The 12,952-nt window shown below is 63.6% G+C and carries 13 protein-coding genes and 1 pseudogene; 5 read left to right on the plus strand and 9 right to left on the minus strand.

Features of this window, described 5'->3' with window-relative positions:
• Positions 1 to 22: 22 nt before the first annotated feature.
• The 3 genes from M653_RS0104135 to M653_RS0104145 all read left to right on the plus strand — a co-directional run bounded on the left by M653_RS0104135 (position 23) and on the right by M653_RS0104145 (position 1,306).
• Positions 23 to 502 (plus strand): carboxymuconolactone decarboxylase family protein, encoded by a 480-nt coding sequence (locus M653_RS0104135; protein ID WP_027142160.1) that lies wholly within the window; start codon positions 23 to 25, stop codon positions 500 to 502.
• 84 nt (positions 503 to 586) lie between these two features.
• Complete coding sequence (locus M653_RS0104140; RefSeq protein WP_027142161.1) at positions 587 to 949, plus strand: nuclear transport factor 2 family protein; 363 nt, start codon at positions 587 to 589, stop codon at positions 947 to 949.
• Positions 950 to 991: 42 nt separating this feature from the next.
• Entirely contained in the window at positions 992 to 1,306 is a 315-nt protein-coding gene (locus M653_RS0104145) for a hypothetical protein (RefSeq protein ID WP_027142162.1), read from the plus strand.
• 151 nt (positions 1,307 to 1,457) lie between these two features.
• Here the strand turns inward: M653_RS0104145 and M653_RS0104150 are convergent, their stop codons facing one another.
• The 8 genes from M653_RS0104150 to M653_RS0104190 all read right to left on the minus strand — a co-directional run bounded on the left by M653_RS0104150 (position 1,458) and on the right by M653_RS0104190 (position 9,616).
• Positions 1,458 to 2,885 (minus strand): gamma-aminobutyraldehyde dehydrogenase, encoded by a 1,428-nt coding sequence (locus M653_RS0104150; RefSeq protein ID WP_027142163.1) that lies wholly within the window; start codon positions 2,883 to 2,885, stop codon positions 1,458 to 1,460.
• 96 nt (positions 2,886 to 2,981) lie between these two features.
• A complete protein-coding gene (locus M653_RS0104155; protein WP_027142164.1) occupies positions 2,982 to 3,797 on the minus strand; it encodes an ABC transporter permease in 816 nt (271 codons plus the stop codon).
• Positions 3,787 to 4,746 carry an ABC transporter permease gene (locus tag M653_RS0104160; protein ID WP_156938148.1) on the minus strand — a complete coding sequence of 320 codons (960 nt, stop codon included), beginning with the start codon at positions 4,744 to 4,746 and terminating at the stop codon, positions 3,787 to 3,789. The genes M653_RS0104155 and M653_RS0104160 overlap by 11 nt, the downstream gene beginning before the upstream one ends.
• Positions 4,747 to 4,852: 106 nt before the next feature.
• Complete coding sequence (locus M653_RS0104170) at positions 4,853 to 5,851, minus strand: ABC transporter ATP-binding protein (protein WP_027142166.1); 999 nt, start codon at positions 5,849 to 5,851, stop codon at positions 4,853 to 4,855.
• A gap of 198 nt (positions 5,852 to 6,049) precedes the next feature.
• The gene (locus M653_RS0104175; protein ID WP_027142167.1) at positions 6,050 to 7,204 is read right to left on the minus strand and encodes an ABC transporter substrate-binding protein; all 1,155 of its coding nucleotides are present in this window, start codon (positions 7,202 to 7,204) and stop codon (positions 6,050 to 6,052) included.
• A gap of 206 nt (positions 7,205 to 7,410) precedes the next feature.
• Positions 7,411 to 8,322, minus strand: a complete 912-nt coding sequence (locus M653_RS0104180; protein WP_027142168.1) for a LysR substrate-binding domain-containing protein — start codon at positions 8,320 to 8,322, stop codon at positions 7,411 to 7,413.
• Positions 8,323 to 8,402: 80 nt separating this feature from the next.
• The gene (locus tag M653_RS0104185) at positions 8,403 to 9,020 is read right to left on the minus strand and encodes a DedA family protein (RefSeq protein ID WP_027142169.1); all 618 of its coding nucleotides are present in this window, start codon (positions 9,018 to 9,020) and stop codon (positions 8,403 to 8,405) included.
• The gene (locus M653_RS0104190) at positions 9,017 to 9,616 is read right to left on the minus strand and encodes a methyltransferase domain-containing protein (protein WP_027142170.1); all 600 of its coding nucleotides are present in this window, start codon (positions 9,614 to 9,616) and stop codon (positions 9,017 to 9,019) included. Before M653_RS0104190 ends, M653_RS0104185 begins: the two co-directional genes overlap by 4 nt.
• Positions 9,617 to 9,907: 291 nt before the next feature.
• On the opposite strand from M653_RS0104190, the gene M653_RS0104195 reads away from it, so the two are divergent.
• Entirely contained in the window at positions 9,908 to 10,582 is a 675-nt protein-coding gene (locus M653_RS0104195; RefSeq protein ID WP_027142171.1) for a response regulator transcription factor, read from the plus strand.
• A gap of 10 nt (positions 10,583 to 10,592) precedes the next feature.
• Positions 10,593 to 11,953: pseudogene (locus tag M653_RS1000000134295) on the plus strand (HAMP domain-containing sensor histidine kinase).
• Between the two features lie 122 nt (positions 11,954 to 12,075).
• Here the strand turns inward: M653_RS1000000134295 and M653_RS0104210 are convergent.
• Positions 12,076 to 12,852 carry a DeoR/GlpR family DNA-binding transcription regulator gene (locus M653_RS0104210; RefSeq protein ID WP_027142172.1) on the minus strand — a complete coding sequence of 259 codons (777 nt, stop codon included), beginning with the start codon at positions 12,850 to 12,852 and terminating at the stop codon, positions 12,076 to 12,078.
• Positions 12,853 to 12,952: the final 100 nt, after the last annotated feature.

Below are 12,952 nucleotides of genomic sequence, written 5' to 3' on the forward strand. Positions count from 1 at the left end.
GGCGCTGCGAACGGAGGATGAAATGCCCAAGTCAAAACTGAATGTCAGGTCACTTGCAATCGCGGCGGGCATTGGCGCGCTGTTCACGATCACTCCGGCGAAGGCCGAGGATGCGTCGGCGACGGCGGCCTACAAGGACATCGAGGCGACGCTCGGCTCCGTGCCGGATATGTTCAAGACACTGCCTGACGTCGCCATCGCCGGCGCCTGGGCCGAGATCAAGGGCGTCCAGCTCAACCCCAAGACCGCGCTTGACGGCAAGACCAAGGAGTTGATGGGGCTCGCGGTCGCGTCACAGATCCCGTGCCAGTATTGCATCTATTTCCACACCGGGGCCGCCAAGCTCAACGGCGCGAGCGACGAGGAGATCAAGGAGACGATCGCGATGGCGGCAATCGTTCGCCATTGGTCGACGATCCTCAACGGCAGCCAGGTCGATCTCGCGACCTTCAAGAAACAGACCGACGGCGTATTCGCTGCCGTGAAGGCGAAGTCGCAGTGAAGACCTCGGCCCGGCGATGAGTGCCGGGCGACACCACAAAGCATCAACCGCCCGATCGTGAAAGACGGGCATATGGAGGATAAAATGCTGACCAAGACCCAAACAGTGGACGGCGCGGCGATCAAAAAGGCGATCGAAGGGCGTGATGGAAAGATGCTGTCGAGCTTCTATGCCGACGATGCGCTGGTGCGGGTGATCGACCGCAACAACCCGCCGAGCAAGCCACGCGAAATCCGCGGGCGCGCGGCGATCACGACGTTCTGGGACGATATCTGCAGCCGGGCGATGACCCACAAGGTCGACACCACCATCGCCAATGGCGACAGCCTCGCCTTCACCCAGGCCTGCGCCTATCCGGACGGCACGAAAGTGTTCGCCGCGGCAATGCTGGAGCTGAAGAACGGGCAGATCGCACGACAGACCGTCGTGCAGGCCTNGGACGAGTAGATCAACCGCGGGCTCAACCGCAAGTGATGGAGGAGAACCGACATGTTCAGCGCCAGATGGCAGATCGACGCCAGGTTCGGGCACAAGCAGACCGTGCTCGAGCTGATGCGGAAATGGGAACGCGAGATCGGCTCGCAGGTCGGCCTCGCCGACCTCAAATTCCAGATCATGACCGGATCGATCGGGGCCCGTGAAGCGACAGTCGAGTCGCATCACGAGGTGGAAAGCCTGGCACAGTTGGAGGCGATGTTTGCCAAGATCGGCAAGATCGACGCGCACGCCAAATGGGGTAAGGAGATGGAGCCCTACGTCGTGTCGGGCACCAGCCTGTGGAACATCTATCGCATCGTGGAGTAGCGGCTGTGCAACTTACCTCTCCCCTTGTGGCCCGCCCTTCGGGCCCACAAGGGGAGAAGGACGGGCGGCGTCCCGGCTCTTCGCAGGCTCAGGGCGTTAGAAGCTCGAAAAACCAAGCAATTGGCTTTTCGTCCGCTTCGCGCACCGCTTCTCACCCATGCGCAACCATCACGTGGCGCACGGCGGTGTAGTCCTCCAGCGCGTAGAGCGACATGTCCTTGCCGTAGCCGGACTGTTTCAGCCCGCCATGCGGCATCTCGTTGGTCAGCATGAAGTGGGTGTTGATCCAGGTGCAGCCATATTGCAGGCGGGCGGCCGTCGCCATGGCGCGTGAGACGTCCCTGGTCCACACCGATGACGCCAGGCCGTAATCGCTGTCGTTGGCCCAGCTCACCGCCTCGTCGACTTCCGTGAAACGAGTGATCGAGACGACTGGGCCGAACACTTCGCGGCGCACGATCTCGTCCTCCTGCAGCGCACCGGCGACGACGGTCGGCTGGTAGTAGAAGCCGGTGCCCTCGCCCGGCTTGCCGCCGGTGGTGATCTCGATGTGCTTCAGCTCCGAAGCACGCTCGACAAAGCTCGAGACGCGATCGCGCTGGCGGCGCGAGATCAATGGCCCGATTTCGTTCTCGGTGTCGTCGGGTTGGTTGTATTTGATGGTCGAGACGGCGGAGGACAGATCGGCGACCAGCTTGTCATAGATCTTCTTGCCGGCATAGATGCGGCAGGCGGCGGTGCAGTCCTGGCCGGCATTGTAGTAGCCGAAGGCGCGCAAGCCCTTGACGACGGCGCCGAGATCGGCGTCGTCGAAGACGATGACCGGCGCCTTGCCACCAAGTTCGAGATGCGTGCGCTTGACCGATTTGGCGGCGGCCTGCAGCACCTTCTTGCCGGTGGCGACGTCACCGGTGATCGAGATCATATTGACCTTGGGATGGTTGATCAGCGTGTTGCCGACGCTGTCGCCCCGGCCAAGCACGACATTGACGACGCCCTCGGGCAGCACTTCGGCCAGAATCCTTGCCAGCTTCAGCGCCGTCAGCGGCGTCTGCTCCGACGGCTTGAAGACGACGGTGTTGCCGCCGGCGATCGCCGGCGCCAGCTTCCAGGCCATCATCATCAGCGGATAATTCCATGGCGCGATCGAAGCGACGATGCCGATCGGATCGCGCCGCACCATCGAGGTGTGGCCGGGCAGGTATTCGCCCGCGACCACACCCGGCATGGAGCGGACCGCGCCGGCGAAGAAGCGGTAGCAGTCGACGATGGCCGGGATTTCGTCATTGAGCACTGCGTTGATAGGCTTGCCGCAGTTCAGCGCCTCGAGCGTGGCAAATTCCTTGGCCGCGGCCTCGATGCGGTCGGCAATTTTGAGCAAGTAGCCGGAGCGTTGCGCCGGCGTGGTGCGAGACCACAAGACGAACGCTTGTCCCGCTGCCGCCACGGCGGCCTCGATCTGCGCCTGGCTGGCCTCGGGCAGGTTGAGAATGGTCGCCCCGGTCTTCGGATTGAGGATCGGCTCCTCGGTCTCGGCGCCCTTCTCGAATTTGGAGCCGATCAGCATCTGGGTGTCCATAAGGGTTCTCCTTGGGCAGAAGTGAGTAGTGAGTAGTGGATGAGTTTCCGCCGTGGATTCGGCTATTCCCTGATCACTACTCACCACTCACTTTTTTCATTTCCCGCTTCCGGCGATCTGGTCGCCGTCGCGGGTCAGGTAATAGGCAAACAGGATCGGCAGCAGCGTCACCAGGACGACGACCATGGCCACGACGTTGGTGACCGGACGCTGGCGCGGACGGATCAGTTCCTCCAGCATCCAGATCGGCACCGTCTGCTGCTGGCCGGCGGTGAAGGTGGTGACGATGACCTCGTCGAAGGAAAGGGCAAAGGCGAGCATGCCGCCGGCGAGCAATGCGGTGGCGATATTGGGCAGCACGACGTGGCGAAAGGTCTGGAAGCCGTCGGCGCCGAGATCCATAGAGGCCTCGATCATCGAGCCCGAGGTGCGACGGAAACGAGCGACGGCGTTGTTGTAGACCACGACCACGCAGAAAGTGGCGTGGCCAAGCACGATCGTCCAGAACGAGAACGGGATGTCTGCCAGCGCGAAGGCCGAACGCAGCGCGATGCCGGTGATGATGCCGGGCAGCGCGATCGGCAGGATGACCAGCAGCGAGATGGTTTCGCGGCCGAAGAATTTCGTCCGCGACACGGCGGCGGCGCACAGCGTGCCGAGCACCAGTGCAATCGTGGTCGAGATGGCGGCGACGCGGACCGACAGCGACAGCGCTTCCCAGACATCGGGCCGGTTCCAGGTGACGGCGAACCATTGCGTGGTCAGCCCGGGCGGCGGCCAGACGAAACTCTTCTCCTCGGTGGTGAAGGCGTAGACGAAGATCAGCAGGATCGGCAAATGCAGGAAGAGCAGGCCGCAGGCAGCGGCGGCCTTCAGGCCGAGCGGAGCGGATTGACCACGGTCAGAGCGCATCGAAGGCCCCCATGCGCTTGGCGCCCCAGAGATAGAAGCCCATGATGACGATGGGCACCACGGTGAAGGCGGCGGCCAGCGGAATGTTGCCGGCCGTGCCTTGCTGCGAATAGACGGCCTGGCCGATGAACAGGCGCGACGTCCCGATGATCTGCGGGATGATGTAATCGCCCAATGTCAGCGAGAAGGTGAAGATCGAGCCGGCGACGATGCCAGGCAGCGCCAGCGGAAACAGCACGTTGCGGAAGGTCTGGCCGGGCGAGGCGCCGAGATCGGACGACGCCTCGACCAGATTGCCGGGCACGCGCTCGAGGGCCGCCTGAACGGGCAGGATCATGAAAGGCAGCCAGACATAGACGAAGACGATGAAAGTGCCGGTGAACGATACCGACAGCGAATTGCCACCGACCACGGGCAGCGACAGCCAGGCGTCGAGCAGCCACAACAAGTGCAGCTTGGTGAGCAGCCAGGTCAAAATGCCTTCCTTGGCCAGGATCAGCTTCCAGGCATAGATCTTGACCAGATAGCTCGACCACAGCGGCAGCATGACGCCGAGATAGAACAGTGCCTTCCAGCGGCCGCGTGCATAGCGCGCCGCGTAGTAGGCAATGGGGAAGGCGACGATGGCCGAAGCCAGCGTAACCAGGGCCGCCATCGTCACCGTACGCAGGATTATGTCGAGATTGGCGGCCTGTAACAGGTCGCCATAGGTCTTCAGCGTGAACTGGCGGTTGATGAGGCCGGAGAACTCGTCGATGGAGAAAAAGCTCTGCGCCAAAAGCGCGAACAGCGAGCCGATATAGACGATGCCGAGCCACAGAACCGGCGGCAGCAGCATGAGGAGCAGCAGGACTTTTGGCCGGCGCCAGAAAAGGTCGGAGAGCGCACCGCGCAGACCGCCGCTGCCGGGCAGGATGGCGGGTATGGGATTGGCGTTGAGGGCGACGATGCTCACGGCGCCACCCTGTCGATTGGATCAATGGCGGCAAGGCCGAGATCCTTCACACCCCCCTCTGTCGGGTAGGACAGAGGGAGGTGCCTCGCGGCAACCGTCTTCATGCCGGCTCGCCCATAAGATGCAGGTGCTCGCGATTGAACGTCAGCACCACCGCCTCGCCCTCCGCCGGCAGGGCAGTGCCGGCCGGCACCACGGCGTGCAGTTTCAATCCGTCGGCATCGAGCGCCAGCCGGGTGGTGGCACCGAGATAATTGGTCGAGACGAGACGCGCGGCGACGCCCTCGCCGCTCGCGGCACGGCCGACGCGAATGGATTCAGGCCGCAGGCTGCCCCAGCGGTGCTGGCCGGAATAACGCTGGACGAAATCCGGCGGCAGCACGTTCGAGGAACCGACGAAATCAGCGACAAAGCGCGTGCTTGGCCGCTGATAGATGTCCTCCGGCGTGCCGATCTGCATGATCTTGCCATCGTTGAAGACGGCGATGCGGTCGGCCATCGACAGCGCCTCGCCCTGGTCGTGGGTGACGAAGACGAAGGTGATGCCGAGCGCCTTCTGCAGCGACTTCAGCTCCTCCTGCATGTTTTCACGCAGCTTGAGGTCGAGCGCGCCGAGCGGCTCGTCGAGCAGCAGCACCTTGGGCTGGTTGACCAGCGCGCGGGCGAGCGCGACACGCTGGCGCTGGCCGCCGGAGAGCTGGCCGGGCCGCCGGGCGCCGTAGCCGGGCAGGCGCACCAGCGAGAGCGCTTCTTCCGCCGCCTTGTGCCGCTCGGCCTTGCCGACGCGCTTGACCATCAGCCCGTAGGCGACGTTGTCGAGCACATTGAGATGCGGGAACAGCGCGTAGTCCTGGAACACGGTGTTGACGTTCCGGCGGTAGGGCGGCACGCCTTCGGCACGCTCGCCGAAGATCGAGATCGAACCCGCCGTCGGCTGCTCGAAGCCGGCGATGAGACGCAGACACGTGGTCTTGCCGGACCCGGATGGCCCGAGCATGGCGAAGAATTCGCCCGGCACGATGTCGAGGTCGACCGCGTCGACGGCGCGAACGCTGCCGAAATGGCGCGAGACTCTTTGAAAGGAAACGGCTGGGGTCATGGGGTCCCGATCTGTCAGGCTCGTCAAAATCTCGGGCGTTGGCGCTGCCTCTCATCCGCCTGCCGGCACCTTCTCCCCGTATAGAGACGAGGAGAAGGGACGTGCTTCAACGCTGACGATCCCCTCTCCCCGCTCTTGACGGGGAGAGGGGAAGGGTGAAGGGGCGGCGCCGAGCTATCGGCGAAGCGAGGCGAAAAATTACCGTCCGCCGATGACGCCGATATAATCCGACACCCAGCGATAGTAGGGCACGCACTGGTCGTTCTGGGTGACGCATTTCGAGACCGGCGTCTTCCAGAACTTGATCTTGTCGAAATTGTCGTAGCCGTTGGTCTTGCAGCCTTCCTCGCCGAGCAGCTCGTTGCCCTTGCAGGCGGCGGGCACGACGGGCAGCGAGCCGAACCAGGCGGAGACATCCCCCTGCACCTTCGGCGCCAGTGAATGCTCGAGCCACATATAGGCGCAGTTCGGGTGCGCCGCGTCGGCTTCCATCATGGTGGTGTCGGCCCAGCCGGTGACGCCTTCTTCTGGTACGGTCGAGGCGACCGGCTTCTTGGCGGCGACCAGCGTGTTGACCTGATAGGGCCATGAGCCCGAAGCAACCACGCCTTCATTCTGGAAATCGTCGACCTGGATGGCGGCATCATGCCAGTAGCGGCCAACCAGCGTGCGCTGGACGCGCAGCAATTCGAGCGCCGCCTTGTACTGGTCCTCGTTCAATTCGTATGGGTCCTTGATGCCGAGTTCCGGCTTGTGGAACATCAGGTAGTTGGCGGCGTCGGCGATGTGGATCGGTCCGTCATAGGCCTGGACGCGACCCTTGTTGGACTTGCCGTCCGGCAGCTTCATCTCCTCGAAGACGACGTTCCAGCTCTTCGGCGCTTGCTTGAACACCTCGGTGTTGTACATCAGGATGTTCGGGCCCCACTGATAGGGCACGCCGTAATGAACGCCGCCGACAGTAAACCAGGGCGCGTCCTTCAGCCGGTCGTCGACCATTTTCCAGCCCGGGATGAGATCGGTGTTGATCGGCTGCACGCGCTTGCCGGCGACGAGGCGCAGCGAGGCATCGCCCGACGCGGTGACGAGGTCGAAGCCGCCCTCGTTCATCAGCGAGACCATCTCATCCGAGGTGTTGGCGGTCTTGACGTTGACCTTGCAGCCGCTCTCCTTCTCGAAGGCGGTGACCCAGTCATAGCCCTTGTCGGTCTCGCCGCGCTCGATATAGCCCGGCCAGGCGACGATGTTGACCTCGCCCTCGCCCTTGCCGAGTTCCTTGACCTGGGCGATGGCCTGACCGGAGAGGGTCAGCGCGACCGTCAAAGCAGTGCACGACTTCAGGAATGAATTCATTATCGACTCCCATTTTGGCGCGTGATCCAGAAACCGCTCCGGTTTTCGCTGGATCACGCGCGGACTGAAAAACTTGTCAGCTCGTCCGTTGGACTTGGCGCCGCTCTGATGGCAGCTTGTGTCCCTGAAACGGAAGGTGCTTTGAAAATTCCGGTTTCGCAAATTCATTTATCAGAAGGCCGATATCGGTTTTTCCGATAGCTCTATCACAGACGCTGGCGCACCATCCGCTGCGACTGGGCAAGGCCGATGAAGTCGCGCGCCGCGGCGGCCAGGCCGGAGCCTCGCCGCCAGACCATGCCGACCTGCACCACTGGCAAGGAACCCGAAATGTCGCGCGATTCAATGCGGTCGCCTTCCAACGACCAGGGCCGGTAGACAAGGTCGGGCAGCAGTGCCACGCCGGCGCCGGTGGCGACCAGGCTGCGCACGGCTTCCACGGAACGGGTGCGGAAGGCGACATGCGGCCTGGCGCCGATCGCCGTCAGCAGCTTGCCGGTGTTCTCCTCGATCTCGTCGACGGTCAGCATGATCAGCGGTTCGGAGGCGATATCGCCGATGCCGATAATGTCGGCGCCAGCCAAGGGATGGCCGAGCGGCAGCCACAGCCGATAGGCCGAAACTTCGAGGATTTCCGATTGCAGGGCAGTGCGGTCGCGCAAATTGGAGGTGACCATGACGGCAATGTCGAGCTTGCCACCGATCAGCAGGTGTTCGAGGTAGTCGCCATTGTCCTCTATGGCCGAGACCTCGACGCCCGGATAGGCGCGGCGGTAGCGTGAAAGCAGATCCGACAGCACATAGCCGGCGACCAGCGAAGTGACGCCGAGTTGCAGCCGCCCGCCCGCCACGGCCTGTTCGCCGGAAAAAGAGCGGCGCGCGTCGGACACGTCGGCGAGAATCTTTGTCGCATGACGCAGGAACTGGTGGCCCTTGTGGGTGATGTTGAGGCCGCGCGGATGGCGCTCGAACAGTTCGACGCCAAGATCGCTTTCAAGTTCCTTGATCGCCTCGGTGACCGACGATTGCGAAATGGAGAGGTTTTGCGCCGCGCGCGACACCGTACCTTGCTCGGCAACGGCGATGAAGAACTGCAACTGTCGGATGGTGAAGGCCATGGCCGGACTAAACACCGGCAGGCAAGCGAAGGAAAGCCGGCTGCGAGCTTATCCCGTGACCGGAGATTGGTGCAGCGCGGTCAGCCGAGCATCAGCCTGATGCGGCGTCGCCATGTCGGGCCATAGCGCAACGCAAGCATGAAGGCCGTCTCAAGCGCCACGACGATGACGATGATGCGCAGGCCAACCGCGAAGGAATCCTGGCCACTGCCGCGCATGAGGTAACCGGTCAGGAGAAAGCCCGCATTCCATATGGTGGCGCCAAGCAGTGTCGCGGCCGCGAAGGGCAAGGCAGGCAGGTAAAGCGCGCCAGCAGCGATCGGCAGGTAATTGCGCACCGTCGGGATGAACTGTGCCAGCAAGGACACCCTGACATGATTGCGGCGATAGGCCTGGCCAAGCTTGCGATAGGTTTCGGGGCGCAGGAAGACATATCTGCCGGCTCGTCCGATCAGCCTGTCGGCACGGTCGAAGCCGATCCGGCGGCCGACCGCATACCAGACAAGGCAGCCGGCGAAGGAGGCGGAAGTCGTCACCGCCAGCAGGATCGCCAGCTTCGCATGGTCAGGCGCCGCCGTCATACCGAGGAACAGCAGCAACACATGCGAGGGCGGAATCGGCAGGATCTTTTCGGTGAAGGCGAGGCAGAAGACGCCGAACAGGCCGAAGCCGAGAATGGCCGACAACGGTCCCGTCATGCGAAGCGCCAGTCGTATGTTTCTGACGTCTTGATCCTGGCGATGCGATAGACCGTCGCCGGCGGGAAGTTGCGAAAGGTATGGCCAACCCGCGTGACCTCGAGAGCGAGCCTGTCGAGCAGCGACTGGTCGAACGGGCAGCGCCGTCCAAGCGTGAACTGATAGAGCGCTCCGCCCGGGCGAAGGTTCGCGAAAACACCTTCGAGAATGGCGAGCGTCCTGCGCGGCGAGATCAGCCGGAAAGGCAAGCCGCTGACGGCAGCACCAATCACCGGCCGGTGAAAGAGCGACAGACGGCGCAGACCGACAGCATCCATCTCGAATATCCGCGCGGCCGGAAAGCGACGCTTGAGCAGTGCGGCAAAATCCGGATCGGATTCGATCAACGTCAAATCTTCCTCCTTAACCCCGCGCGACAGCAGCGCTCGCGTGAACGGGCCGGTTCCTGGACCGAGCTCCAGCACGGGACCCGTCTCGGGTCCGATGTCGCGCGTCATCAATGCCGCCAGGCTGGAGCTGGACGGCGTGACGGAGCCGACCCTGAACGGCGCCACGGTCCACGCCACGAGGAAAGACAGAGCATCATTTGCAGGCATGGTAACCTCAATCCCGGACAACAGCACGCCAGATTGTGTGGCCAACTGATTCGTTTCAGCGCCATTTCGTTTCAACGTCGGGCCCGACCTGTTGCATATTCGGGCTCGACGCCTTCACGCCGGCATGGGCGATTCGTGCCGACCGGTGCTGTTTGCCGCGACTGGGTTGCATAGACATTGCGCGATCTCGCGGAGGCAAAGAAAGCGTTTGTCGACCCGGGCCGTTCGGCTTTGCCATGTTTGCGCAATGTTGGCGCGGTAGCGCCCAAAGCTGCTGCTGGAGAATTGTCGATGCGAATCTTGCTGGTCGAGGACGAGCCTGAAATGGTCTCTGCGTTGCGTGCCGCGCTGAAGCGCCACGACATGGTGGTCGATCACGCCGGTTCGCTCAACGAGGCGGAAGGCTCCGTTGCCGCGGACAGCTACGACGCGATCCTGCTCGACCGCCAGTTGCCGGATGGCGACGGGTTGTCGCTGGTGCCCAGATTGCGTTCGGCCAAGAACACCACGCCAGTGCTGATGCTGACGGCGAGAGGCGACACATCGGACAAGGTCGATGGGCTGGACATGGGCGCGGACGACTATCTAGCGAAACCATTCGCCTTCGAGGAACTGCTGGCTCGCCTGCGCGCGCTGCTCAGGCGCCCGGCGCCGATACAGTCGCAATTCATCCGTGCCGGCGATCTGGTGCTCGATGTCGGGCATCGCGAAGCGTCGATCCGTGCCGAACCGCTCAGCCTGCCGCGCCGCGAACTCCTGGTGCTGGAGGCGCTGATGCGGCGCACCGGCCGCATGGTGCAACGCGAGGCGCTGATGGACGCGGTGTTCGGCCTCGATGACGAGATCCAGTCCAACGCCCTCGACACCCATGTCTCGCGCCTGCGCCGCAAGCTCGCCGATGCCGATGCCGGCGTGACGATCAACGGCATTCGCGGCGTCGGCTATCTCCTGCGCGAGACGACATGAGCGCCAAGCAATGAGCCTCAAGCGCCCGCGTTCGCTGAAATGGAGCCTGGTGCTGCGCATCGCCTTGCTGCAATGCGCGATGCTGACGCTGATCATCGTCGGCATTCTCGTCGCATTGCTCGCCACCGGGCTCATTCCGCACGATTATGAGGACGGCACAATGGACGTGCTGGCGGATGCGGTGGCGCGTGACGCAGGCGGGAAGCTCATCCTGCGCAAGACCTCGGACCTGACGAAGCTGCGATCCGAGGTCCCCGATCTCTGGTTCATCATCCGAGACAAGCAGGGCCAGCGGCTGCAGGAGGGCACCATGCCGCCCATCTTCCAGCCTTTCGCCGGATTGCTGGACACTATCAGCGACGCCCGTATCGACCACGCAATCGGACAAACCGCGCCGCCGGAGGGGAAGATCCGCTGGACCGATACGGCGGCCGGCAATGTCCAGATCTTCACCGGCACCAAGGGCGGGCTTTCGCTGTTGCGCCTGCTCGACCAGGCGCCGCAATTCTTCCTGCAAGGCATATTGCCGCTCGCCGGGCTGATGGCGCTGGCCACGCTGTTCGCGACGCCCTGGGTGGTGCGTGGCGCCCTTTCGGGCCTAGGCCATGCAGCCGCCGAGGCTGAGCGCATCGACATCGACCAGCGGGGTGTCCAGCTGCCGCTGAAGGACGTACCGACAGAGGTGACACCGCTGGTCAAGGCGGTGAATGCGGCCCTTGCGCGGCTCGACAAGGGCTATGAGCGCCACAAACGTTTCCTCACCGACGCCGCCCTGAGCTCAGGACACCGGTCGCCATCCTCAACACGCGCCTCGCCTCGCTGCCGGCGACACCGGAACGGGCACGGCTGCTGCAGGATGCAGCACGGCTCTCGACGCTGACCGACCAGTTGCTCGACCTGCAGCGTCTCGACCGGCAAACATTGCCCTTCGAGAAGGTCGATCTCGTGGCGATCGCGCGAGGCGTCATCGTCGACCTCGCGCCGATGGCATTCTCGGCCGGATACGAGATGTCGTTCGAGCCGGAGAGGGACACGCTTTTTGCCACCGGCGACCGCACCGCGATCGAACGTGCGGTGACCAACATCGTGCAGAACGCCATCGAGCATGGCGGCCGCGCCGGCAAGATCACCGTCAGCGTCACAACACCCGCCATCATCGAGGTGCGGGACGAAGGCGACGGCGTGCCGCCGGGCGAGCGGGAGCGCATCTTCGAACCCTTCTACCGATTGCGCCCGCAGGATCATGGCGCCGGCCTCGGCCTCAACCTCGTGCAGGAGATCATGCATCTCCATGGCGGGCGAATCGAAATCCTCGACGGCAAGCCCAGCGGCGCCTGCTTCAGGATGAGTTTTCGCGCGTTGGCGGCATAGCGTCGCCGCGAGTTTACACGGACGCCCGCGATGACATCAGTCGATGACAAACAGCAGACAACGAATTCCGGCGTCTATGCCGCCGGAGACGCGGCATCCCTGATGCACAACATCGCCTTCGGCTAAATTCCCGCTTCGCCGCCGGCAATGCTGAGCCGCGCGCCGGCCTGTGCGAGGGCGGCGGCAATGTCATGCGGCGGCGCGCGATCGGTGGCGAGTTCGGAAAAGCCGTCGAAGCCGCAGACCTGAACCAAGCCCTGGCGGCCGAACTTCGTGTGGTCGGTGACGACGAGCGAGCGCTGGCCGCGCGACAGCACCATGCGGGCGAATTCCGCCTCGTCCAGATCAAAGTCCATGACACCCGTCACCGCATCCACGGCGCCGGTGGAAATGATGGCGTGGCTGACCGAGAAGCGGCTGACGAACTCGATCGCCGACGTCCCGAACGCGGCTCCTGAATCGCTGCGCAGCTCGCCGCCGGCCATATAGACCTTGTTGCCGTTGATGGTGGCCAGCGTGCGGGCAATATCAGACGAGTTGGTGACGACCGTCAGGCGCCGGTGGCCGAGCAGTTCGCGCGCCAGGAACGAGGTCGTGGTGCCGGTGTCGAGCATGATCGATTCGCCGTCGCGGATGGTGGCGGCAACCATGCGCGCGATGACGCGCTTGGCGTCGGCATGCTCGCGCATGCGCCGTTCGAACGGCGCTTCGCCGATCATCGACGGCAGGCCAACGGCGCCATGCATCTTCAGAACCGAGCCGTCGCCGGTGAGCGGCTTGACGTCCCGCCGCACGGTTTCGAGGGAAACGCCCAACCGGTCTGCCAGGCTGGCGATGGTGACGGTTCCCTCTTCTTGCAGCAGCCGCAGGATCTCGCCATGCCGTTTCGAGTGGATCATATGTGCGCGTCCCGGAATTTGCCCGTTTCCAAAGGCATTCCTAACGCATTTAAAGGAATTGCCCATGCTTTCGGGCAAAATACCCAAAAAAAGTCACATC

This window comes from Mesorhizobium sp. WSM3626, from assembly GCF_000513935.1.
Taxonomy (GTDB): Bacteria; Pseudomonadota; Alphaproteobacteria; order Rhizobiales; family Rhizobiaceae; genus Mesorhizobium; species Mesorhizobium salmacidum.